22 protein-coding genes are annotated in these 22,297 nt (G+C 32.5%); 10 read left to right on the top strand and 12 right to left on the bottom strand.

Translation table 11 applies throughout. From position 1 onward, the window contains the following. Window positions 1-37: 37 nt before the first annotated feature. From ACR9ES_RS07065 to ACR9ES_RS07055, 3 genes are read left to right on the top strand one after another with little or no spacing between them, the layout of a single operon-like run. Window positions 38-682, top strand: coding sequence for a response regulator transcription factor (locus ACR9ES_RS07065; protein WP_274633359.1), 645 nt, complete (start codon window positions 38-40; stop codon window positions 680-682). A gap of 21 nt (window positions 683-703) precedes the next feature. Then, on the top strand, window positions 704-1,099 hold the full coding sequence (gene rbfA, locus ACR9ES_RS07060) for a 30S ribosome-binding factor RbfA (protein ID WP_274633358.1): 396 nt from the start codon (window positions 704-706) through the stop codon (window positions 1,097-1,099). A 39-nt stretch (window positions 1,100-1,138) separates the two neighbouring features. Beyond that, entirely contained in the window at window positions 1,139-2,341 is a 1,203-nt protein-coding gene (locus ACR9ES_RS07055) for an ABC transporter permease (RefSeq protein ID WP_435253693.1), read from the top strand. An 8-nt stretch (window positions 2,342-2,349) separates the two neighbouring features. On the opposite strand, the gene dusB is transcribed toward ACR9ES_RS07055, so the two are convergent. Then, window positions 2,350-3,351: a tRNA dihydrouridine synthase DusB gene (gene dusB, locus ACR9ES_RS07050; RefSeq protein ID WP_435253692.1), complete on the bottom strand. Its 1,002-nt coding sequence runs from the start codon at window positions 3,349-3,351 to the stop codon at window positions 2,350-2,352. 193 nt (window positions 3,352-3,544) lie between these two features. On the opposite strand from dusB, the gene lepA reads away from it, so the two are divergent. Beyond that, window positions 3,545-5,341, top strand: a complete 1,797-nt coding sequence (gene lepA, locus ACR9ES_RS07045) for a translation elongation factor 4 (protein ID WP_435253691.1) — start codon at window positions 3,545-3,547, stop codon at window positions 5,339-5,341. A gap of 88 nt (window positions 5,342-5,429) precedes the next feature. Here the strand turns inward: lepA and ACR9ES_RS07040 are convergent, their stop codons facing one another. Continuing rightward, complete coding sequence (locus tag ACR9ES_RS07040; RefSeq protein ID WP_299032248.1) at window positions 5,430-6,128, bottom strand: zinc metallopeptidase; 699 nt, start codon at window positions 6,126-6,128, stop codon at window positions 5,430-5,432. Window positions 6,129-6,222: 94 nt separating this feature from the next. Here ACR9ES_RS07040 and ACR9ES_RS07035 point away from each other — a divergent pair, with 94 nt between their 5' ends. The 6 genes from ACR9ES_RS07035 to ACR9ES_RS07010 all read left to right on the top strand — a co-directional run bounded on the left by ACR9ES_RS07035 (window position 6,223) and on the right by ACR9ES_RS07010 (window position 10,567). Next, window positions 6,223-7,254, top strand: coding sequence for an asparaginase (locus ACR9ES_RS07035; RefSeq protein ID WP_274633351.1), 1,032 nt, complete (start codon window positions 6,223-6,225; stop codon window positions 7,252-7,254). A 253-nt stretch (window positions 7,255-7,507) separates the two neighbouring features. Then, window positions 7,508-8,236 carry a MotA/TolQ/ExbB proton channel family protein gene (locus ACR9ES_RS07030; RefSeq protein WP_274633350.1) on the top strand — a complete coding sequence of 243 codons (729 nt, stop codon included), beginning with the start codon at window positions 7,508-7,510 and terminating at the stop codon, window positions 8,234-8,236. 8 nt (window positions 8,237-8,244) lie between these two features. After that, a complete protein-coding gene (locus tag ACR9ES_RS07025) occupies window positions 8,245-8,688 on the top strand; it encodes a hypothetical protein (RefSeq protein WP_435253690.1) in 444 nt (147 codons plus the stop codon). Window positions 8,689-8,694: 6 nt separating this feature from the next. Continuing rightward, window positions 8,695-9,321, top strand: coding sequence for an ExbD/TolR family protein (locus ACR9ES_RS07020; protein ID WP_435253689.1), 627 nt, complete (start codon window positions 8,695-8,697; stop codon window positions 9,319-9,321). Between the two features lie 17 nt (window positions 9,322-9,338). Continuing rightward, window positions 9,339-9,809, top strand: coding sequence for an ExbD/TolR family protein (locus ACR9ES_RS07015; RefSeq protein ID WP_274633347.1), 471 nt, complete (start codon window positions 9,339-9,341; stop codon window positions 9,807-9,809). Window positions 9,810-9,895: 86 nt separating this feature from the next. Next, window positions 9,896-10,567, top strand: a complete 672-nt coding sequence (locus ACR9ES_RS07010; RefSeq protein ID WP_435253688.1) for a porin family protein — start codon at window positions 9,896-9,898, stop codon at window positions 10,565-10,567. On the opposite strand, the gene ACR9ES_RS07005 is transcribed toward ACR9ES_RS07010, so the two are convergent. From ACR9ES_RS07005 to rpsB, 10 genes are all read right to left on the bottom strand, one after another. Then, on the bottom strand, window positions 10,562-11,161 hold the full coding sequence (locus tag ACR9ES_RS07005) for a hypothetical protein (protein WP_435253687.1): 600 nt from the start codon (window positions 11,159-11,161) through the stop codon (window positions 10,562-10,564). The genes ACR9ES_RS07010 and ACR9ES_RS07005 overlap by 6 nt on opposite strands. Then, window positions 11,161-12,624 (bottom strand): RNA polymerase factor sigma-54, encoded by a 1,464-nt coding sequence (gene rpoN, locus ACR9ES_RS07000; RefSeq protein WP_435253686.1) that lies wholly within the window; start codon window positions 12,622-12,624, stop codon window positions 11,161-11,163. Before rpoN ends, ACR9ES_RS07005 begins: the two co-directional genes overlap by 1 nt. Before the next feature lie 83 nt (window positions 12,625-12,707). Then, entirely contained in the window at window positions 12,708-14,141 is a 1,434-nt protein-coding gene (asnS, locus tag ACR9ES_RS06995; protein WP_274633343.1) for an asparagine--tRNA ligase, read from the bottom strand. A 171-nt stretch (window positions 14,142-14,312) separates the two neighbouring features. Beyond that, a complete protein-coding gene (locus ACR9ES_RS06990) occupies window positions 14,313-16,679 on the bottom strand; it encodes an efflux RND transporter permease subunit (protein WP_435253685.1) in 2,367 nt (788 codons plus the stop codon). Window positions 16,680-16,775: 96 nt separating this feature from the next. After that, window positions 16,776-17,330, bottom strand: coding sequence for a ribosome recycling factor (gene frr, locus ACR9ES_RS06985; protein WP_435253684.1), 555 nt, complete (start codon window positions 17,328-17,330; stop codon window positions 16,776-16,778). Window positions 17,331-17,377: 47 nt separating this feature from the next. Beyond that, window positions 17,378-18,088, bottom strand: a complete 711-nt coding sequence (pyrH, locus tag ACR9ES_RS06980; RefSeq protein WP_274633340.1) for a UMP kinase — start codon at window positions 18,086-18,088, stop codon at window positions 17,378-17,380. A 132-nt stretch (window positions 18,089-18,220) separates the two neighbouring features. Beyond that, complete coding sequence (locus tag ACR9ES_RS06975; RefSeq protein ID WP_435253683.1) at window positions 18,221-18,688, bottom strand: hypothetical protein; 468 nt, start codon at window positions 18,686-18,688, stop codon at window positions 18,221-18,223. Next, window positions 18,688-20,253 (bottom strand): hypothetical protein, encoded by a 1,566-nt coding sequence (locus ACR9ES_RS06970; RefSeq protein WP_435253682.1) that lies wholly within the window; start codon window positions 20,251-20,253, stop codon window positions 18,688-18,690. Before ACR9ES_RS06970 ends, ACR9ES_RS06975 begins: the two co-directional genes overlap by 1 nt. 179 nt (window positions 20,254-20,432) lie before the next feature. Beyond that, window positions 20,433-21,401: a translation elongation factor Ts gene (tsf, locus tag ACR9ES_RS06965; protein WP_435253681.1), complete on the bottom strand. Its 969-nt coding sequence runs from the start codon at window positions 21,399-21,401 to the stop codon at window positions 20,433-20,435. 89 nt (window positions 21,402-21,490) lie between these two features. Then, window positions 21,491-22,234, bottom strand: a complete 744-nt coding sequence (gene rpsB, locus ACR9ES_RS06960; RefSeq protein ID WP_274633337.1) for a 30S ribosomal protein S2 — start codon at window positions 22,232-22,234, stop codon at window positions 21,491-21,493. Window positions 22,235-22,297 lie beyond the last annotated feature (63 nt).

Raw genomic sequence — 22,297 nt, 5'->3', positions numbered from 1 at the left:
CCCCCAACAACAAATACTAACCTAACTCATTGAAACTATGAAATACTCAGTTGTTGTTGTAGATGATCATACGTTATTATCACAGGCTATTGAAGGTATGGTAAACACCTTTGATAAATTCAAAGTGCTTTACACTTGTAAAAACGGAAAAGAGGTTGAAGAAAAATTTTCTGCCTCACCTAGAAATATACCTGATTTAGTTCTAGTAGATGTAAATATGCCTGTGATGAATGGTATTGAAACTACTGAATGGATTGTGGAAAATTATCCACAAGTGCATGTTATGGCCTTATCCGTTGAAGATGCCGATGGCACTATTTTAAAAATGTTAAAGGCAGGAGCTGTTGGTTATTTGTTAAAAGATACCAAAAAAGAAATCTTAGAAAAGGCCCTTCTTGAAATGATGGATAATGGTTTTTATCACACCAAAAATGTTACTACTTTATTATTAGATTCAGTTTCTGGTAAAAAAGAAAGAAATAATCTCGCATTCAAAGAGAATGAAATCACTTTTATGAAGTTGGCTTGTTCAGAGTTAACCTATAAAGAAATTGCCGAAAAAATGTTTTTAAGCCCGAAAACGATAGACGGTTATCGCGATAGTTTATTTACAAAATTAAACGTAAGAAACAGAGTAGGATTGGTAATGTACGCGATAAAAAATAAAATTTATACTCCGTAATTTTATGCTTAAATTTGCAGCATGGAAGAAACAAATAGACAACGAAAAATTGCAGGAGTATTGCAACAAGACTTGGTAGACGTTTTACAACGTGCTGCGCAAGATGGAATGAAGGGAGTGATTATATCGGTATCTAAAGTTTCGGTTACTGCCGATTTAGGAGTAGCTAAAGTGTACTTAAGTGTATTTCCTTCAGAAAAAAGAGATGAGATTATTGATGGGGTGAAGTCTAATACTCCTTTAATCCGTCACGAATTAGCAAAACGAACAAAAAATCAACTTAGAAGAATGCCAGAACTGTTATTCTTTGGAGATGATAGTTTAGATTATATTGAAGATATTGATAAATCCTTAAAAGGAGAAGATGTCGATCCAATAAAAAATCCAGATATCTTACCTCGTCGCCAAAAACGTTAATAAATTTTCTTTACTTTGGCTAGCTAAATTTATTAATGGTTGAATTTTTCACTATACATAGCTAAACGGTACTTATTTTCAAAAACAAGTACCAACGCAATTAATATCATTACAGCAATTGCTGTTTTTGGTGTTGTAGTGGGTACTTTGGCTTTGTTTGTGGTTTTATCAGGCTTTTCTGGCTTGAAAACTTTTAGCGATTCTTTACTAAATGCATCAGACCCTGATATAAAAATAACAGCGGCTCAAGGAAAATCTTTAGAATATTCAACAAAACTTCATGAAATTCTTCAACAAGAAGAAGCTATAAAAGCATATTCTAAAGTTGTAGAAGAAAGAGTCTTTTTAAAATACAAAGACAGAGATCATATTGCTCAAATAAAAGGAGTAGATACCAATTACTCATCTATAATTCCTACAGATTCTATACTAACCGTGGGAACTTGGATAGACGAGCAGTATAAAAACACAGCTGTTATTGGCTACGGAATTTCGTATAAATTATCATTAGGAATTTTTAATTTTGGAGAACCGTTGCAAGTTTTAGTTCCAAAGCCTGGAAAAGGATTTATAAATGCTAACAATGCTTTTCGATCAATTTCAACACAAGTAATAGGTGTCTATACAGGTTCAGAAGAGTTTCAAAATAAATATGTGTTTACAGAGCTCTCGTCAGCGCAAGAGTTGTTAGGATATAAAGAAAATCAAATAACTGGAGTAGAATTAGCCCTTAAAAAAGGAGTTGATTTAGACTCGTTTCAAGAAAAATTACAAGAAGCTTTAGGAGAAGGTTTAAAAGTGCAAACCCGCGCACAGTTAAACACGTTGTATTATAAAGTAATTAATACCGAAAATTTTATATCTTATTTAATTTTCACATTGATTGTAGCGATAGCTTTATTTAATGTAATAGGCTCAATAATTATGATGATTATTGATAAACGCCAAAACCTAAAAACGTTATTTAATTTAGGTTGTAGTATAGATGAAATTAAAAAAATATTCATTTACCAAGGGTTTTTATTAACTCTGTTAGGAATGGGAATTGGATTGGTTTTAGGAATGTTGTTAGTGTTAATTCAACAACGATTTGAATTATTAATGATTACGGAAAGTTTAGCTTACCCAGTTGAATTTAGGTTGATAAACCTACTCGTGGTACTTGTAACGATTTCAGCTTTGGGTTATTTAGCAGCAAAAATTGCAAGTTCAAGAATTTCAAAAAGTTTTATTGAACGATAAGTTTTTATTTACCCTATTTCAGGAATCGTTGCATTTCCAAATTTAGCTTGTACTTCGTCAAAAGCAGCAAAAACATCTTTAGGATCATCCGAAGTAACCATTTTCATTCGGTGTTCTTTAAAATGAGGAATCCCTTTAAAATAGTTGGTATAATGTCTTCTAGTTTCTACCACGCCTAGGTGTTCACCTTTCCAGTCAATAGCCATTTCTAAATGACGACGTGCCATATCAACACGTTGAGAAATAGTTGGTCCCGGTAAATGTTCGCCTGTTTTAAAGTAGTGTTTTACTTCGTTAAAAAACCAAGGGTATCCGATAGATGCACGACCAATCATGCAGCCGTCTAATCCATAAACATCACGCATTTCCATCGCTTTTTCAGGAGAAGTAACATCTCCATTTCCAAACACAGGAATGTGCATTCTTGGGTTGTTTTTAACTTCAGCGATAGGTGCCCAATCAGCTTCACCTTTATACATTTGCGCACGCGTGCGACCGTGAATAGAAATGGCTTTGCAACCTACATCTTGCAAACGTTCAGCAACTTCAAGAATTCGAATTGAATCATGATCCCAACCTAAACGAGTTTTCACAGTAACAGGTAATTTAGTGTGTTTTACCATGGCTTCGGTAAGAGAAACCATTAAATCAATATCTTTTAAAATTCCTGCTCCAGCGCCTTTTGAAACTACTTTTTTAACAGGACATCCAAAATTGATATCAATAATATCAGGATTTGATTTTTCAACAATTTCAACAGTTTTCAGCATAGAATCTAAATTGGCACCGAAAATTTGAATCCCTACTGGGCGTTCTTTTTCGTAAATATCTAGCTTCATTACACTTTTTGCCGCATCACGAATCAACCCTTCCGAAGAAATAAATTCAGTATACACTACATCAGCACCATTTTCTTTGCATAAAGCTCTGAATGGTGGATCACTTACATCTTCCATCGGCGCTAATAATAGCGGAAAATCAGGAAGTTCTATGTTACCTATTTTTACCATGCTGCAAAGTTACTTTTTATTTTTTTATTGTGTAAATTTTTAATTGTACATCGTTTTTCAAAGAAGTATCTTTGCAAGTCACAAGTAGTTAGATTACGACGAATGAACCCATAATGGGTATTTAGTAAATAATGCGGTTTTGTTAAAACGGATTTCCTAAGTGTCTATAATGGTTTGAGAAATTTTTTTATTGATGAAGAACATTAGAAATTTTTGCATTATTGCACATATTGATCATGGTAAGAGTACTCTTGCTGATAGATTATTAGATTTTACTGGAACAGTTACTGAGCGTGAAAAACAAAACCAGTTACTAGATAACATGGATTTAGAGCGCGAACGTGGAATTACCATTAAATCTCATGCTATTCAAATGGATTATATTTACGAAGGAGAAAATTATATTTTAAACTTAATCGATACTCCAGGTCACGTAGATTTTTCTTATGAAGTTTCTCGTTCTATTGCAGCTTGTGAAGGCGCGTTGTTAATTGTGGATGCAGCACAAAGTATTCAAGCGCAAACGATTTCTAACTTATACTTAGCGCTAGAAAATGATTTGGAAATTATTCCAGTACTAAATAAAGTAGATTTACCTTCAGCAAATCCTGAAGAAGTAACTGATGATATTGTTGATTTATTAGGGTGTAATCCTGAAGATGTAATTCATGCAAGTGGAAAAACAGGTTTTGGAGTTGATAATATTTTAAAAGCAATTATTGATAAAATACCTGCACCAAGCGGAAATCCTGATGCACCATTAAAAGCATTGATTTTTGACTCGGTGTATAACTCATACCGTGGAATTGAAACCTACTTTAGAGTAATTGATGGTTCTATTAAAAAGAATCAGCAAATTAAATTCATGGCAACGGGTAAGCAATATGGGGCTGATGAAGTAGGAACTTTAAAGTTGAATCAAGTTGTAAAAAACGAGATTAAAACAGGAGATGTTGGATATTTAATTACAGGAATTAAAGCGGCAAAAGAAGTAAAAGTAGGAGATACAATTACCGATTTCTCGAACCCAACAAGCGAAAGAATTGAAGGGTTTGAAGATGTAAAGCCAATGGTATTCGCAGGGATATATCCTGTAGATACAGAAGACTATGAAGAGCTTCGAGCGTCAATGGAAAAGTTGCAGTTAAATGACGCTTCATTAGTGTTTCAACCAGAAAGTTCTGCGGCATTAGGATTTGGTTTCCGATGTGGTTTCTTAGGGATGTTACACATGGAAATTATCCAGGAGCGTTTAGAGCGTGAGTTTGATATGACGGTAATTACTACGGTTCCTAACGTAAGCTACCATGCATTTACCAAGAAGGATGTTGATGAGGTGATTATTGTAAATAATCCATCTGACTTACCAGATCCGTCAAGATTAGATAGAGTTGAAGAGCCTTTTATTAAAGCCTCAATTATTACCAAAGCTGATTTTGTAGGTCAGGTAATGTCACTTTGTATAGAAAAACGTGGGCAAATTGTAAATCAAACTTATTTAACTCCTGAGCGAGTTGAATTAATTTTTGATATGCCATTAGCAGAAATTGTATTCGATTTTTACGATCGATTAAAAACAGTTTCTAAAGGATATGCATCGTTTGATTATCATCCAATAGGAATGAAGGAATCTAAGTTGGTTCGTGTTGATATGTTACTTAATGGGCAAGCAGTAGATGCACTTTCAGCATTATTACATGCTGATAATGCTTATGGAATCGGAAAACGTATTTGTGAGAAGTTAAAAGAATTAATTCCACGTCAACAGTTTGATATTCCAATTCAGGCAGCTATTGGAGCAAAAATTATAGCTCGTGAAACGGTAAAAGCTTTACGTAAGGATGTGACAGCTAAGTGTTACGGAGGAGATATTTCTCGTAAACGTAAGTTATTAGAAAAACAAAAGAAAGGTAAAAAACGTATGCGTCAAGTAGGAAACGTAGAAATTCCACAGCAAGCGTTTATGGCTGTATTAAAACTGAATGACTAAGTTTTCTTAGAAACTAGAGTATAGAATATAGAAAAACCCGTTTTGAAGAAATCAAAACGGGTTTTTTTATTGTTGTGATTTTAGAAAGTTAATCTCTATTTCCTAAAACTTGTAGCGCCCAATATAATAGCATAGCAAGCGATCCTAAAGCAGCAACTAAATAAGTTCTTGCAGCCCATTTTAAAGAATCTTTTGATCCAGCAAGCTCTTCACGAGTTACCATGTTCTTGTTTTCTAGCCAAGCTAAAGCTCTATTACTTGCGTCATATTCCACAGGTAAAGTAACAAAACTAAAAATTGTACCTAAAGCCATAAAAGCTAAACCAGCTAAAGCAATATAAAAACCTATACCAGTACTTCCTGAAGCAGCCCCAAAAGCAATACCACCAATTACCATCCACTGAGAGAAACGAGAAGTAATACTTACCATAGGTACTAATTTAGAACGCATTTGTAAGTATTGATAAGCGGTAGCGTGTTGTACAGCGTGTCCAACTTCGTGAGCAGCAACAGCAGCCGCAGCAGCATTGCGTTGGTTGTACACAGCTTCACTTAAGTTTACTGTTTTGTTTTGAGGATTATAATGGTCGGTTAACCTACCAGGAGTAGAAATTACCTGAACATCATAAATACCATGATCTGCTAACATTTTTTGAGCAATTTCTGCTCCGCTCATTCCATTACGTAAGTGAACTTGCGAGTATTTTTTAAATTTACGTTGTAAAGTATTACTTACTAACCAACTGAATAAAGATATTATACCTATCAGTACATAAAATCCGATCATAATTTATATAGTTTTAAAATTTTGTATCATTTTTGCTGGATAAATTTACAACATAAATTATTCCAAATTAGTTAAGGAAATTAAAAATGTCAAAATGACAACACAACCTAAAATTTTAATAGTTTATACAGGAGGAACCATTGGTATGGTTAAAGACTACAATACTGGAGCTTTAAAGGCTTTCGATTTTAGTCAAATTTCTAGTAAGATTCCAGAATTACAACAACTAAACTGCGAAATTTCTACCATTTCTTTTGATGAACCGATTGATTCATCAAACATGAGTGTGGAGTATTATATTCAAATAGCAGATATCATTTCAGATAATTATGACAAGTTTGACGGATTTGTTGTGCTAACAGGCTCAGACACGATGTCGTATACGTCGTCAGCAATAAGTTTTATGTTTGAAAACTTACAAAAACCTGTAATTTTTACAGGATCTCAGTTACCAATAGGTGATTTACGTACCGATGCTAAAGAAAATTTAATAACCTCGATTCAAGTAGCATCAGCTTACGAAAATGGCAAACCAGTAATACAAGAAGTAGGGTTGTACTTCGAATATAAATTGTACAGAGCTAATAGAACTACTAAGATAAATGCAGAACAATTTGAAGCATTTGCCTCGATGAATTATCCGCCTTTGGCAGAGAGTGGAGTGCATTTAAACTTTAGTTATCCGTTACTATTAAAGTCTAATGAGTGTGACAAAGATTTAGTGGTAAGGAAGAATTTAGATAATCATGTAGCAATTTTAAAGCTATTCCCAGGCATTACAGAATCGGTAGTAAGAAGTTTTATGAACATTCCAGATTTAAAAGGAATTATTTTAGAAACGTACGGATCAGGAAATGCACCTACCGAAACTTGGTTTGTAGATTTATTAGAAAAAGCTGTTAAAAGAGGAATATACATTGTTAATGTAACACAATGTAAAGGTGGAAGCGTAATTTTAGGACATTATGAAACAAGTTCAGAATTAAAACGTATAGGGATTGTTGATGGTAAGGATATTACCACCGAAACAGCAGTTGCAAAAATGATGTATTTACTAGGAGAAAAGCTGTCAAAAGAAGAATTTAAGCATTATTTTGAGAAACCTCTTAGGGGAGAAATGACATGATTTGTAAATAAATTGTTAAATTTAGCGTTGTAACTCCTTGAATTACTAAGGGAAAGCGTTAAAAAACTGGTAGGTAATAGAAATACTATAGATTTTTTTTAATCTCCCAACATTTTTTTGTTACTTGCCACTCTGAAAAATTTAAAAACGTAATAAGTACAAGAAAAGCATTACTTATTTATAAAAAAATAAGTTTTTCGCAGTAAAATTTGTATTTTTAACCCGTTAACTATTTAAAATTAATTATAACAAAATGAAAAAAGTAGTAAATATCCTAACTATTGCAGGATTTATGTTTTTAGGAGCTATTCAATCAACTTATGCTCAAGACGCAGCGGCGGCAGAAGGATCAGAAACTTTCCACCAAATTTTAAAAAGATATTTTATTGAAGGTGGTCCTGGTTTTATGGGAATTGTATTAGTAGCTTTAATCTTAGGTTTAGCTATCGCAATTGAAAGAATTATTTATTTAAATATGGCTACAACCAATACTAAGAAATTAATTGCTAGTGTTGATGAAGCTTTAAGTTCAGGTGGAGTAGAAGCTGCTAAAGAAGTATGCAGAAACACAAAAGGACCTGTTGCTTCTATCTTTTATCAAGGATTAGAAAGAGCTGATGAAGGTTTAGATGCTGCTGAGAAAGCTGTAGTAGGATATGGAGGAGTGCAAATGGGATTATTAGAGAAAAACATTTCTTGGATTTCATTATTTATCGCTTTAGCACCGATGTTAGGGTTCATGGGAACTGTAATTGGTATGATTGGAGCTTTTGATGCGATTGCAGTAGCAAACGATATCTCTCCAGCGGTAGTAGCAGGTGGTATTAAAGTAGCACTTTTAACAACTGTATTCGGTTTAGTAGTAGCAATTATTTTACAAATTTTCTACAACTACATTATTTCTAAAGTAGATAGTATTGTAAACAACATGGAAGATGCATCTATCTCTTTAATCGACTTATTAGCTAAGTATAAAAAATAAGAAGAGGTATGAAGAACAATAAATTAATAACAATTTTTGTAGCATTACTCTCTTTAGTTGGTATAGTCTTATTTATGGTGGCTATGGGAGCAGATGTAGAAGATCCTGTTGCAATATCAAGTGCAGTTTCTCCATTAGTAACATACTCTTTAGTGTTATTAGGATTAACAGCAGGTGTAACAGTATTAGCTTCTATCTTAAGTTTGTTTAAAAATCCAGCAGCTTTGAAAAAAGCATTAATTGGATTGTTAGGAATGGGAGTATTATTAGTAGTTTCTTATATCTTATCAGCAGACGGACAAGTTATTGACGCAAACGAAAAAGTAATTGCGGCAGCAGGAAGCAGTGTATCTAAAAATACTAGTACAGGTATTTGGTTAAGTGTTATATTAATACTGATCGCAGGAGGTTTCTTCGTGTGGGATTTATTAAAAGGATTAGTTAAATCGTAGAGTATTATGGCAAGAAGAGAAAACCCAGAAATTAATGCAGGTTCGATGGCAGATATTGCCTTCTTGCTACTTATCTTTTTCCTTGTAACAACAACGATGGATGTGGATTCAGGTATTCCTAAAAAATTAGCTGAAAAAACTGAAGTTGAACCACCAATCGTTAAAGAGAAAAACATTTTTCAAGTAAGTGTTAACCGTAACAATCAACTTTTAGTTGAAAATGAAGTTATGGAGTTAAAAGACTTAAAAGATGCGGCTATAAAATTTATAGATAATGGTGGAGGTATTGGTAACCCAATGCCTGGAAAAGAAGCAGGAGCCGCTTGTGACTATTGTAAAGGAGCAAAAGACCCAGAGTCATCAGATCATCCTAACAAGGCAATTATCTCAGTAGAAAGTGACAGAGGTACAGAATACGGTACTTATGTTGCAGTACAGAATGAGTTGTTAAGAGCTTATACTGAGTTACGTAACAGATTGTGTCTTGAAAAATACGGAATGAGTTTTGACGAACTTGAAAAAGCCTTTGTTGAAGGCGCAAGAAAAGATGAGTCTTTAAGAAAGAAGGTAGAAGATATTAAGACGAGTTACCCTCAGATTATTTCTGACACCGACCCAACTAATGTTAACTAATAAAACAATATAAGAGTATGTCTAAGTTTAGAAAAAAGAAGAAAGGGATGCCTGCTTTATCTACGGCGTCTTTACCAGATATTGTTTTCATGTTATTATTCTTCTTCATGGTAACTACCACCATGAGAGAAACAGATTTATTAATTGATTCACCACGTTTACCTAGTGCAAGTGAAGTTAAGAAACTTGAGCGTAAAAGTTTAGTGAGTACAATTTATGTTGGTAAAGCAAAAGACCCAAAATATGGTACAGGATATAACAGAATTCAGTTAAACGATAAGATTGCTACACCAGATGATGTGCCTTCTTTCATTTATCTTGAAAGAGATAACGTTTCTGAAGCAGAAGTACCATTTATGACAACTTCTATTAAAGCAGATAAAGAATCGAGTGTAGGTACTTTAGCCGATATTCGTGAAAAATTAAGAGATGTAAACGCTCTTAAATTAAGTTTATCTACGCATAAAGGAAGTGTAATTAATAAATAATTACTTTTAAATAAACGAGAAAAGAGCAATCATAAGGTTGCTCTTTTTTTATACCAAAAAGTTATCTTTATCGTTAAAGAATTAAGATGAAACAAAAAGTATTTACATTACTAGCAATACTCATTTCTTTGACTGCTTTTTCTCAAAAAGACTCTTTACAAATAGGAGATAGGTATTTAGAAGATCAGTTGTATATTAATATAACATACAACTTGCTAACCAGCCAACCAAAAGAGTTAGGAGATACAGGTTTTTCATATGGTCTGGCTTTAGGATATATGAGAGATATACCACTTAATAGAAGCGGAAGAAATGCTTTTGCTGTCGGTTTAGGTTATAGTTACGATTCATTTGATCATGATTTAAAGGTTTTAGATGATAATAATGGAGATTATGAAATAGATCCTGATTTAAGCTCAAATAAAATTAAACTTCACAATTTAGAAATGCCTATTCAATTTCGATGGCGTTCTTCTGATGCTAACACCTATTCTTTTTGGCGATTTTATGCTGGAGTTAAAATAATATACAATTTGAGTAACGAATTCCGATACAAGATAATAGATGAAAGTTTTAGTTTTTCCAATTTAGAAAACTATAATAAATGGCAAACAGGTTTAACATTATCTGCAGGTTATGGTACTTTCAATTTTCATGTGTATTACGGTTTGACCCCTATGTTTAAAAACGCGACACTAAATGGTGATTCTATTGATAGCAGAATAGTTAAAGTAGGACTAAGCTTCTATCTGTTATAAGATATAGTAAGATAAAAAAGGGCTTAATAAGCCAATAAAAAAGCCTATATACACTTCTTTCACTGTGTGAGCTTTTAATTGCAATCTAGAGCTTGCTAATAGTCCAGAAAGTAACATTAGAGTAGTTATAACAGGAAGTATTTGTACTGCTTGTAATTGTTGAAATAGTAAAAAGTACCCGATAGCTATTCTCATAGATAATAAATGTAGACTTCCTTTTATTTTAAACGGAAATAGCATATAAATAAAACCAAGTCCGAAAACAGTTCCGTAGAATAAATAACTTAGGTCTTTAACGATACTCATATTCGCGAATAATTTCCCTAAGAACATAAATAAAGTCATCATTAAAAATACAGGAAACTTTCGTTCACTTATACTATGTACTCTAAATGACTTTATATATCCGATGGATTTAAGAAACACAAGTAATAATAGTGGAATTAGATAAGTAGCAACAAACACTACAGAAACAACCGTAAATTGTTGTTGTTTATTGAGTGCTATAGGTGAAAATACAAAATACAAAAGAATGCCTATAGTAGGCATTACAATTGGATGTAAAATGGTTGATATGAATTTATGCCAACGCATTAAATTTCTTTACGTAAACGAGCCACAGGAATGTCTAATTGCTCTCTGTACTTAGCTACCGTTCTTCTTGCAATAGGATATCCTTTCTCCTTTAAAATTTTAGAAAGTTTTTCGTCTGTTAAAGGCTTACGCTTGTCTTCTTCACTTATAACCGTTTCTAAAATCTTTTTAATCTCTTTGGTAGAAACATCTTCTCCTTGGTCGTTTTTCATTGACTCAGAGAAAAAATCCTTAATTAATTTTGTTCCGTAAGGAGTAGATACATATTTGCTGCTAGCTACACGAGAAACTGTAGATACGTCCATGTTAATTTCATCAGCAATATCTTTTAAAATCATTGGTTTTAGCTTACGCTCATCTCCTGTTAAAAAATATTCTTTTTGACGGTGCATAATTGCATTCATCGTTACTAAAAGTGTTTGTTGACGCTGTTTAATAGCATCAATAAACCACTTTGCAGCATCTAACTTTTGCTTGATAAAAAGCACTGCATCTTTTTGTGATTTAGTTTTCTCTTTAGAATCTTGATACCCTTTTAACATGTTGTTATACTCTCTAGAAACATGCAGTTCTGGAGCATTACGAGAGTTTAAGGTTAAATCTAAATTTCCATCAATAATTCTGATTGAAAAATCAGGAACTATTTGCTCAGCAATTTTGTTGTTACCTGCGTAAGAACTTCCTGGTTTCGGGTTTAATCTACTTATTTCATGAATAACATCTTTAAGCTGTTCTTCAGAAATATTATATTTTTCTAATAATTTTTGATAGTGTTTTTTAACGAAATGATCGAAAGATTCTTCTAAAATTCGAATTGCTAAAGCTCTGCTTTCAGTTTCAGTTTTCGACTTTAACTGAATAATTAAACATTCTTTTAAGTCTAAAGCTCCAACACCTGTAGGGTCTAGTTTTTGAACAACATTGACTAAAACATCTTTAACTTTTTCTTCCGTAGTAAAAATGTTTTGAGTAAAAGCCAAATCATCAACTAAATCAATAATATCTCTACGAATGTAACCACTATCGTCTATGCTACCCACTAAAAATTCGGCAATAGCACGTTCATCGTCATCAATTCTAAAGGTGTTTAATTGATTGTTTAACGATTGGTGAAAACTTGTGCCAGCTGCATATGGGATTTGTTTTTCTTCATCATCTGAAGAATAATTATTCGTTTGCGTTTTATAACTAGGATATTCGTCGTCGCTTAAATATTCATCAATATTAATGTCATCGGTGTCAATCTTTTCATTGCCCGAATCGTCATAATCAATATCGTTGACTAAAGTATCTTCAAAATTCTCTGGCTCATCTTTACCTGTATCTAAAGCAGGATTCTCTTCAATTTCTTGTTTCAAACGTTCTTCAAAAGCCTGCGTAGGCAATTGAATTAACTTCATCAACTGAATTTGTTGTGGAGATAATTTTTGAAGTAATTTTTGATGTAAACTTTGTTTTAGCATATATACAAAGATATGAAATAGGACAAAAAAAATCGCCATCCGCTGAGGAATGACGATTGTTATTTATAAGTTTTATGATTTTTTTAAAACTCAGCGTTTTGCGGTGTTCTTGGGAAAGGTATAACATCACGAATGTTACTCATACCTGTAGTAAATAATACCAAGCGCTCAAAACCTAAACCAAAACCAGAATGCACAGCAGTTCCGAATTTACGAGTATCTAAATACCACCATAATTCTTCTTCTGGAATATTTAAGGCAGCCATTTTTTCTTGTAAAACTTCTAAACGCTCTTCTCTTTGCGATCCTCCTACCATTTCACCAATTCCAGGGAATAATACATCCATTGCGCGAACAGTTTTTCCATCTTCATTTAAACGCATGTAAAACGCTTTAATATTTGCTGGATAATCAAATAAAATTACCGGACATTTAAAGTGTTTTTCTACTAAATAACGCTCGTGTTCAGATTGTAAATCCACACCCCATTCGTTTACTGGGAATTGGAATTTCTTCTTTTTGTTTGGCTTAGAATTACGTAAAATTTCAATAGCTTCTGTATAGCTTACACGTTTAAAGTTGTTGTCAACTACAAATCGTAATTTTTCTAGTAAGCCCATTTCACTACGCTCAGCTTGAGGTTTCTTTTTCTCCTCTTGTGCTAAACGACTATCTAAAAAGGCTAAATCGTCTTGACAGTTATCTAAAACGTATTGTAATACATACTTGATAAAGTCTTCAGACAAATCCATGTTTGCATCTAAATCGTTAAATGCAACCTCTGGTTCAATCATCCAGAATTCAGCCAAGTGACGTGTAGTGTTTGAGTTTTCAGCCCTAAAAGTAGGTCCAAATGTATATACTTTACCTAATGCCATAGCATAGGTTTCAGCTTCTAATTGTCCAGAAACTGTTAAGTTAGTTTCTTTTCCGAAGAAATCTTTGGTATAATCAACTTTTCCTTCTTCGTTTAAAGGAGCTTTGTTTGCTTCAAAATTGGTAACCTTAAACATTTCACCAGCACCTTCAGCATCCGAACCTGTAATGATTGGTGTGTTTACGTAATAAAAACCTTCTTTTTGAAAGTATTGATGAACAGCAAACGATAATGCAGAACGTAAGCGCATTACAGCACTGAATGTATTGGTTCTTACACGTAAATGTGCATTTTCACGTAAGAACTCAAAACTATGTTGTTTAGGTTGAATAGGATACTCATCAGGATTAGAATCTCCTAAAATTTCTAAATTAGTTACTTGAATTTCTACAGATTGTCCTTTTCCTTGACTTTCAGCTAATGTACCATGAATACTTACTGCAGCTCCTGTATTTATTCTTTTTAATAAAGTTTCGTCAGCATTTTCAAAATCTACAACACACTGAATATTATTAATAGTAGAACCATCATTTAGAGCAATAAAACGATTGCTTCTAAAAGTTCTTACCCATCCTTTTACGTGTACTTCTTGTAAAATCTTGTCAGATTGTAATAATTCTTTAATGCTACTTCTTTTCATCTGTTTTAAATATGATAATTTGTTGATGTATCGACAGTGAAATTTAATCATCTCACTGTGTGTTTTATAATTACCTACGTCATCGACGTTTAAGTCTTCAATAAAATCAAGCAAAGATACTTTTTTGCTATTAATTGAGCAATGAAGACAGGGTAAGAATGTACTTGATGTTTACTTATCTTCGTCTTTCGGAGGAAGAATTTTAAACTTAGTTTCTTTTAAAACTTTTTTGTTAGCTATTTTCTTTTCAAAAGAAAGAAGAAGAGAAGGTAATAACAATAAGTTTGAAACCATTGCTAATAATAAGGTCACCGATACTAATCCACCTAATGCTATTGTTCCTCCAAAACTAGAAACTGTAAACACTAAGAATCCGAAGAAAAGTACGATTGAAGTGTAAAACATACTTACACCTGTTTCACGTAAGGCAGAATATACTGCAGGTTTAATCTTCCAATTATTACTTAACAGTTCTTGTCTATACTTAGCTAAAAAGTGAATGGTATCGTCTACAGAAATACCAAAAGCAATACTAAAAACTAAAATAGTTGAAGGTTTTATAGGAATGTCTAAAAAGCCCATCAATCCACCAGTAATTAATAAAGGAAGCATGTTAGGTATTAATGAAATTAATATCATTTGAGGCGAACGGAACATCCATGCCATAAAAATTGAGATTAATATGATCGCTAACGATAATGAAATAACTAAGTTTTTAATTAAATAGTTTGTTCCTTTTAAGAAAACTAAGGCTTTACCAGTTAGTGAAACATTGAAGTTTTCATCAGGGAATTGTTTTTTTATTACAGCTTGTAAACGCTCTTGAATAACATCCATTTTATCAGTACCGATGTCTTTCATAAAAGTAGTGATACGAGCATAGCGCCCAGTACTGTCTACGAAATTCTTTAGCATTCCAGAGTTGCTATCTGAATTTTTTGTGTAGGCAAAAATGTAACTCTTTTCCTGACCTGTTGGCAATTGATAGTACTTCGGATTACCGTTATAGTAAGCCTGTTTTGAATATTTTACCAAGTTGGTTACCGATATTGGCTTAGAAAGTTCAGGGAAAGTTTCAATAGCTTCATTTAGCTCTTCCATCTTTTTCAAGGTAGAAAGTTTCATCACACCTTTTTCTCTTTTGGTGTCAATCAAAATTTCTAACGGCATGATTCCTCCAAACTCAGATTCAAAAAACTTAATGTCTTTATAGAATTGTTTTCCTTTAGGCATATCTTCAATCAAACTACCAGATACACGTATCATGTAGATTCCAATCATACTGAAGATGATAATAGAAACTGTGGTAATGTAAATGGCAATTCGTTGTTTTTTTACCATATTTTCCATCCAGTTTACTACATTTTCCATCCATTTTTTCTCTAAATGGTTTAAATGTTTTTGCTCTGGAAGCGGCATGAAACTGTATATAATTGGAATAATTAATAAAGCCAAAATAAAAATACTGATGATGTTTATTGAAGCTAAAATTCCGAATTCACGCATTAATTGACTCTTCACAAAAATAAAGGTCGCAAAACCAGATGCGGTAGTAATGTTAGTCATCAAAGTAGCATTTCCAACTTTTGAAATAACACGTTGTAATGACTTTGCTTGGTTACCGTGTTTTTTTACTTCTTGTTGGTATTTATTGATGAGGAATACTGCATTAGGAACTCCAATAACAATAATTAACGGTGGAATTAAGGCAGACAATACAGTGATTTCATATCCTAAAAGACCGATAAAACCAAACGCCCAAGTAACTCCAATACCAACAACAAGTAAAGTGATGAACGTTGCTCTAAACGAACGGAAGAAAAAGAAGAAAATAATGGCTGTAATAAGTAAAGCACCTACTACAAAAATTCCCATTTCATCTGTAATATTCTGAGAGTTTAAAGTTCGTATATAGGGCATACCAGAAATGCGAACATCTACACTATGTTTCTTTTCGAAAGATTCAACTGTTGGAATTAAAAGATCCATAACAAAATCTTTACGAACAGGTGTGTTAACGATATCTTTATTTAGGTATATAGCGGTTTGCAAAACACCTTTGTCGTTGTATAATAAATTATTGTAAAACGGAAGCTTCTCAAAAAGCTGGTTTTTAATTTCTGTAACTTCTTCGTTGGTTGTTGGAGCTTTATCAAATAAAGGTTCAATAACAAACTTACGTTGTTTTCTGTCTGCCTTTAATTGTTGAACATCAGATACAGAAACTGTGAAATCCACTTGAGGTAAACTGTCTAAATCCTTTACAAGTTTATTCCAAGCATTGAATTTTTCAGGAGTAAAAATTGTAGAATCTTTTACTCCTAAGATTACTAGATTTCCTTCTTCACCAAAAATTTCTAAAAATTTATTGTACTCAATATTTGCTTCGTGATCGGTAGGAAGTAAATTGGCTTCTGTATAAGAGAAGCGCATGTGTTTTGTTTGGGTGACTAAGAACCCAGTTATAAGAGCAATAGTAAGTAAAACTAAGTAACGATTTCGCAATATGAATCCTGCGATTTTAGTCCAAAAAGTCATCCAAAAAAAATTTTAGCAAATTTATGCTAAATGAACTAATTAAACGAAAAAAGGGCGTTTTAAAACGCCCTTTTTTCTATTATTTTCAAAAAGAAATTAAACGGTCATAATTTCCTTTTCTTTAACTACAAATTTCTCGTCAATTTCTTTTACGTAATTATCAGTTAACTTTTGGATATCAGCTTCAGCGTTCTTTTTCATATCATCAGAAACGTCTAATTTTTTGATATCGTTATTCGCCTCTTTACGAGCATTACGAACTCCTACTTTAGCATGTTCAGCTTCGGCTTTAGCTTGTTTCGCTAAATCTTTACGACGCTCTTCTGTTAATGGTGGAACGTTAATGATAATATTTTCTCCATTGTTCATTGGGTTAAAACCAAGATTAGCAAGCATAATTGCTTTTTCTATTTCTTGTAACATGTTTTTTTCCCAAGGTTGAATAGAAATTGTTCTAGCGTCTGGTGTGTTTACGTTGGCAACTTGTCCTAACGGAGTTGCAGACCCGTAATAATCTACCTGTACGTTTGCTAACATGGTAGGAGATGCTTTACCAGCTCTAATACTACGCAATTCTTTTACTAAATGCTCAATAGCACCATTCATTGCCTCTTTGGTCGAATCTAAAATAAAATCAATTTCTTCAGTCATTTTGTTCGTATTTAAAACCTCAAACAGTATGAGGGTAATTTTTCAGTTTATTCGTTATCAACTATTGTTCCAATATTTTCACCAGAAATTAACTTTAATAAGTTTCCTTTCGTGTTCATATCAAAAACAATAATAGGTAATTTGTTTTCTTCGCTTAAAGTGAAAGCTGTCATGTCCATTACTTTTAAGCCTTTATCAATAACGTCTTTAAAGGTAATGTTTTCATATTTAACAGCATCTTTATTTTTTTCAGGATCAGCATTGTAAATACCATCTACTCTGGTTCCTTTTAAAATAGCATCAGCATTAATTTCAATCGCTCTTAAAACTGCAGCTGTATCTGTAGTAAAGTAAGGATTTCCAGTTCCTCCACCAAAAATAACAACACGTCCTTTTTCTAAATGTCTGTTTGCACGACGCTTAATGTAAGGCTCTGCAATTTCTTTAATTTCGATAGCGGTTTGTAAACGGGTGTGAATACCTTCGTCTTCTAAAGCACTTTGTAAGGCTAAACCGTTAATACAAGTTGCTAACATACCCATATGATCTCCTTGAACGCGATCCATACCATTACTAGCACCAGCAACACCTCTAAAAATATTACCACCACCAATAACAATAGCTACTTCTACACCTTTATCTACTACTTCTTTAATTTCTTGTGCGTATTCTTTAAGTCTTTTTGGGTCGATACCGTATTGGCGCTCTCCCATCAGTGCTTCACCACTTAATTTTAAAAGGATTCTTTTGTATTGCATTTGTTTTGTTGAAAGTTGTGCAAAGCTACATATTTTTTTTGAGAGTTTTAAGAAGGTAAAGATTTCCCTATTCATAAAAGGCGAAGCCTTCAGAATAGCGTTCATAGTATTAAAATCGTATTTTCTAGATAATTAATCAGCGTTATATTCTTTTGTAATAAAATACCAATTATCTTTTATTTTATTTAATTTAATTGTTTTAAAGGCATCTATTTCAAAAAATTTTGGGTTAAGCTCTCCTATTTCGTTAATTTTTTCAATGCCATATAAATTGTATTCTTGGTTTTTATTTTTAAGATAAAATAAAGATTGATAAATTTCTGTATCAAAAAAATAATAGTTGTTCTTTTCTTTTCTTAAAAGATATTCTATGTCATTTTCTTTATTAAACACGCGAATATTGTTGTAATTCTTATTTAATTTTTTCAGCTCTGTTAGATGTCTATCTTCTATTATGAGACTATTTTCACTTTTGATATTTTCATTACATAATTCTATACTTTTAAAACTCTTGAGAACTTCTTTTTCAATAGATTTATACCCTTTTGAGCAAGAAGTGAAAATAATTATTAGAAATGTTATTAAAGCTTTGTTTTTCATTATCTTCTAAAATTTTTGTGAACTTCTTTAATGTTATTCTGTTGTGATAGGGTTAACTTGCAAAATTCTTTTTTGTGATATTGTTCTAAAGCCAATCCAGTTAAAGGTTTGTAAGTAAAGTTTTTCGGGTAGTTTTCTTTAAGTAAAAAAGGGATATAATTGAAGTTTGGAGCGCTTTCTGGTTGTTTTGACTTCATTTCATCTAAGGCTTTGCCTACTGCTTCTTGCCATGATAGGGTTCCGTTTTGTAATTGTTGACCAAAGCGAAGAAATAAAGCAACTCCTACATTATTAGATGGTAAATCTTCATATGAATAAGCACTATAATTACCTTTTAAATTTTGAATTAACTCACCCATTTCTCCTGCCAATAAAGCATTTATTGGACCTTTATCTCTTGCCCACTTAAATAGTTTAAACACATGATGAAAATCCAACCACCCAGCGACACCTGTATATATATACCTATTAACATCATTTTCTGGGTTTAAAATTTTAATAGGTAAAGTAGTGGAATATTTCAAGTTTTGATTGAAATGATTTATTAACTCATCTATTTGTTTATCAAAAGATAGATTAGAAAGATTATCTATACTAGATATCTCATTAAGTATCTCTTGCCTTGTTGCTAATTGACCCCATTTGGGCTCCATGTTACTATCTAAGTCAGTAGTATATTCCGTTTCGGTTCCAGAGCACTCACAATCACATTCATAAGCGTCTATTAATTCCTGTTCTCTTAAATATTCCGATTTATACACTTCATCTCCTGTATGTGGCGTGTCACAAGAATATGTAGTGTATGTATAAGTTTGGGTGCTAAATCCATTATATATTGTTTTTACATATATATAGGTATTTCCATCATTATCCTGATATATTTTTCCATCAGCACTAGTACAAGAATTACATTGATTATAATAATCGGTATAATGATGTGTGGTTTCATGAACATAAAGTACTGAAGGAACCTCGGTACAAGGTTGAACTTTTGCCTGAAAAGTCCCATCACTTTTAGCTCCCTTATAAGTAACTCTTTTTAAGGTTAAGTAATTTTCTATATCTGATTTTATTAAATAACCTTCTATATAAGCTTCTGAGTTCTCTAGGTTTCCGTTAATGTTAAAATACCGGAAAGAGCCTGAGAAAGAGCCTAACTTAATGAAGTTTATAGGTTTTTTTTCTAAACTATAGTCATAAGCTCTTATTTCCAAATATTTAATTTCAATAATATTATTTGATTTATAGGCAATTAGATAAAAGCTTGGAGTGTTTAAAATTTCTGAATTATTTTTAAGAGGGTGTATGAATTCTGTTTTAAATTCATAATATTCAATATCGTTTTTTTTAATAATTGTATAATTATTCCAGTCTACTGTCAAGTTATCCTTAGTGTAAGGGAGTTCCATTAAATCAGTATTTATTTTGTTTTTTACTTTATTAATAAAATCGTTTTGTGTCTCTATTAAGTTTTCATTTTCACAATTGACTAATAGTAGTGAGAAAACTATTAAAAGAATTGTTGTCTTAAAAATGTTGGCAATTTTGCTCTTTCTGTTTTTCATATCAATTATAAATTTAGTTATTTTTTGTAAAGATATGTGATTGAAAATTTAGAGTGGTAAATGTTTCACGTAAAAAAGGAAGTGAAACACTTATTTTTTCGTGTAATTAAGAAATAATACATAATAATAAAAAACCATCCAAAAAATGGATGGTTTTCTATAAATATGATTGTTGAGAATTATCCTAAAGTAACTCTTACGAAGTTTTTAACTTCAACGTCACCGTAAGAAGAAACATATTCTGCAACAGTTTTCTTTTCATCTTTGATGAACTTTTGATCTAATAAACATTGTTCTTGATCTAAAGTTGTGTTATCAGAGATAAATCTTTCCATTTTACCTGGTAAGATTTTGTCCCAGATTTGTTCTGGTTTACCTTCAGCTTTTAATTGCTCTTTAGCTTCATTTTCAGCTTGAGCCATAGCTTCATCAGTTAACTGTAATCTAGATACGAATTGAGGTACGTTCTTTAAGGTTTTACCTAAACGAGCTAACTCTTCGTTATCTTTAATAATTGCAGCGATTCTAGCTTCAGTTTCAGAAGCTACATAAGCAGGATCAAAATCTTTGTAAGATAAAGAAACAGCTCCCATTGAAGCAGCTTGCATAGCTAAGTCTTTAGTTAACTCAGCAGCGTTGTCTACTACAGCAGTTAAACCTACCATTGCAGCAATTTTTCCAACGTGAGTATAAGCTCCTACGTATGGTGCTTCGATTTTTTCGAAAGCAGTGATATCGATTTTTTCACCGATAACTCCTGTTTGCTCGATTAATTTCTCAGCAACAGTCATTCCTCCAAAATCAGCAGCTAAAAACTCCTCTTTTGTATTGTAGTTAAAAGCGATGTCTACAAATTCTTGAGCTAATTCTTTGAAAGAATCATTTTTAGCTACGAAATCTGTTTCACATGCTAATACGATAGCAACTCCATAAGTATTGTCATCGCTAATTTTTGTAATAGCTACACCTTCAGTAGACTCACGATCTGCTCTTTTAGCAGCGATCTTTTGTCCTTTTTTACGTAAAATTTCAATAGCTTTATCAAAGTCACCTTCTGCTTCTACTAATGCTTTTTTACAATCCATCATACCAGCTCCGGTAGTTTCTCTTAATTTTTTTACGTCTGCAGCGCTAATTTTTACTGACATTTCTATCGTTATTTTTTAATTGTAATTAATTGTTGTAAGGTATAAAAATTTAAAGGCTTCAATGTAATGAAACCTTTAAATTAAAATTATTATGCTTCTTCAGATGCTGGAGCGTCAGCTGTTTTATCAGCTTTAGCTTTTTCTTTGTCAGCTTTTCTTTCAGTTAAGCCTTCTGCAATTGCATCAGTTACATACGATAATACTTTATCGATAGATTTTGAAGCGTCATCGTTTGCAGGAATTACAAAATCAATCGGTCTTGGATCAGAGTTTGTATCAACCATTGCAAAGATTGGAATGTTTAATTTTTGTGCTTCAGCAATAGCAATGTGTTCTTTCTTTACGTCAATTACAAATAAAGCTCCTGGTAAACGAGTCATATCAGAAATTGAACCTAAGTTCTTTTCTAATTTTTCACGTTGACGGTTGATTTGTAATTTTTCTCTTTTTGATAAAGCGTCGAAAGAACCATCAGTCTTCATTCTATCAATAGAAGCCATTTTCTTTACGGCTTTACGAATAGTAACGAAGTTAGTTAACATACCACCTGGCCATCTTTCAGTGATGTAAGGCATGTTTACAGCTTTCGCTTTTTCAGCAACGATATCTTTAGCTTGCTTCTTAGTTGCAACGAATAAGATTTTACGTCCTGAGTTAGCTATTTTTTGTAACGCAGCAGAAGCCTCGTCAATTTTAGCTGAAGTTTTATACAAATCGATGATGTGTACACCATTACGCTCTGTATAGATGTATGGAGCCATGTTTGGGTTCCATTTTCTAGTTAAGTGTCCAAAGTGAACACCACTTTCTAATAATTCTTGAATGTTTGCCATTTTAATAAATGTGTTTACGTTCTGTTTTCGCAATACTTTAAGTAGTCCCGAAGCGTCGGGAGT

The sequence above is a fragment of the Tenacibaculum sp. A30 genome (assembly GCF_051200845.1).
Lineage (GTDB): Bacteria > Bacteroidota > Bacteroidia > Flavobacteriales > Flavobacteriaceae > Polaribacter.
This window is presented reverse-complemented; position numbering and strand designations above follow the sequence as displayed.

Coding starts and splice junctions, on each gene's coding strand:
- ACR9ES_RS07065 (WP_274633359.1), top strand. CDS start 38: ATGAAATACTCAGTTGTTGTTGTAGATGATCATACGTTATTATCACAG.
- rbfA (WP_274633358.1), top strand. CDS start 704: ATGGAAGAAACAAATAGACAACGAAAAATTGCAGGAGTATTGCAACAA.
- dusB (WP_435253692.1), bottom strand. CDS start 3,351: ATGGTAAAAATAGGTAACATAGAACTTCCTGATTTTCCGCTATTATTA.
- lepA (WP_435253691.1), top strand. CDS start 3,545: ATGAAGAACATTAGAAATTTTTGCATTATTGCACATATTGATCATGGT.
- ACR9ES_RS07040 (WP_299032248.1), bottom strand. CDS start 6,128: ATGATCGGATTTTATGTACTGATAGGTATAATATCTTTATTCAGTTGG.
- ACR9ES_RS07035 (WP_274633351.1), top strand. CDS start 6,223: ATGACAACACAACCTAAAATTTTAATAGTTTATACAGGAGGAACCATT.
- ACR9ES_RS07030 (WP_274633350.1), top strand. CDS start 7,508: ATGAAAAAAGTAGTAAATATCCTAACTATTGCAGGATTTATGTTTTTA.
- ACR9ES_RS07025 (WP_435253690.1), top strand. CDS start 8,245: ATGAAGAACAATAAATTAATAACAATTTTTGTAGCATTACTCTCTTTA.
- ACR9ES_RS07020 (WP_435253689.1), top strand. CDS start 8,695: ATGGCAAGAAGAGAAAACCCAGAAATTAATGCAGGTTCGATGGCAGAT.
- ACR9ES_RS07015 (WP_274633347.1), top strand. CDS start 9,339: ATGTCTAAGTTTAGAAAAAAGAAGAAAGGGATGCCTGCTTTATCTACG.
- ACR9ES_RS07010 (WP_435253688.1), top strand. CDS start 9,896: ATGAAACAAAAAGTATTTACATTACTAGCAATACTCATTTCTTTGACT.
- ACR9ES_RS07005 (WP_435253687.1), bottom strand. CDS start 11,161: ATGCGTTGGCATAAATTCATATCAACCATTTTACATCCAATTGTAATG.
- rpoN (WP_435253686.1), bottom strand. CDS start 12,624: ATGCTAAAACAAAGTTTACATCAAAAATTACTTCAAAAATTATCTCCA.
- asnS (WP_274633343.1), bottom strand. CDS start 14,141: ATGAAAAGAAGTAGCATTAAAGAATTATTACAATCTGACAAGATTTTA.
- ACR9ES_RS06990 (WP_435253685.1), bottom strand. CDS start 16,679: ATGACTTTTTGGACTAAAATCGCAGGATTCATATTGCGAAATCGTTAC.
- frr (WP_435253684.1), bottom strand. CDS start 17,330: ATGACTGAAGAAATTGATTTTATTTTAGATTCGACCAAAGAGGCAATG.
- pyrH (WP_274633340.1), bottom strand. CDS start 18,088: ATGCAATACAAAAGAATCCTTTTAAAATTAAGTGGTGAAGCACTGATG.
- ACR9ES_RS06975 (WP_435253683.1), bottom strand. CDS start 18,688: ATGAAAAACAAAGCTTTAATAACATTTCTAATAATTATTTTCACTTCT.
- ACR9ES_RS06970 (WP_435253682.1), bottom strand. CDS start 20,253: ATGAAAAACAGAAAGAGCAAAATTGCCAACATTTTTAAGACAACAATT.
- tsf (WP_435253681.1), bottom strand. CDS start 21,401: ATGTCAGTAAAAATTAGCGCTGCAGACGTAAAAAAATTAAGAGAAACT.
- rpsB (WP_274633337.1), bottom strand. CDS start 22,234: ATGGCAAACATTCAAGAATTATTAGAAAGTGGTGTTCACTTTGGACAC.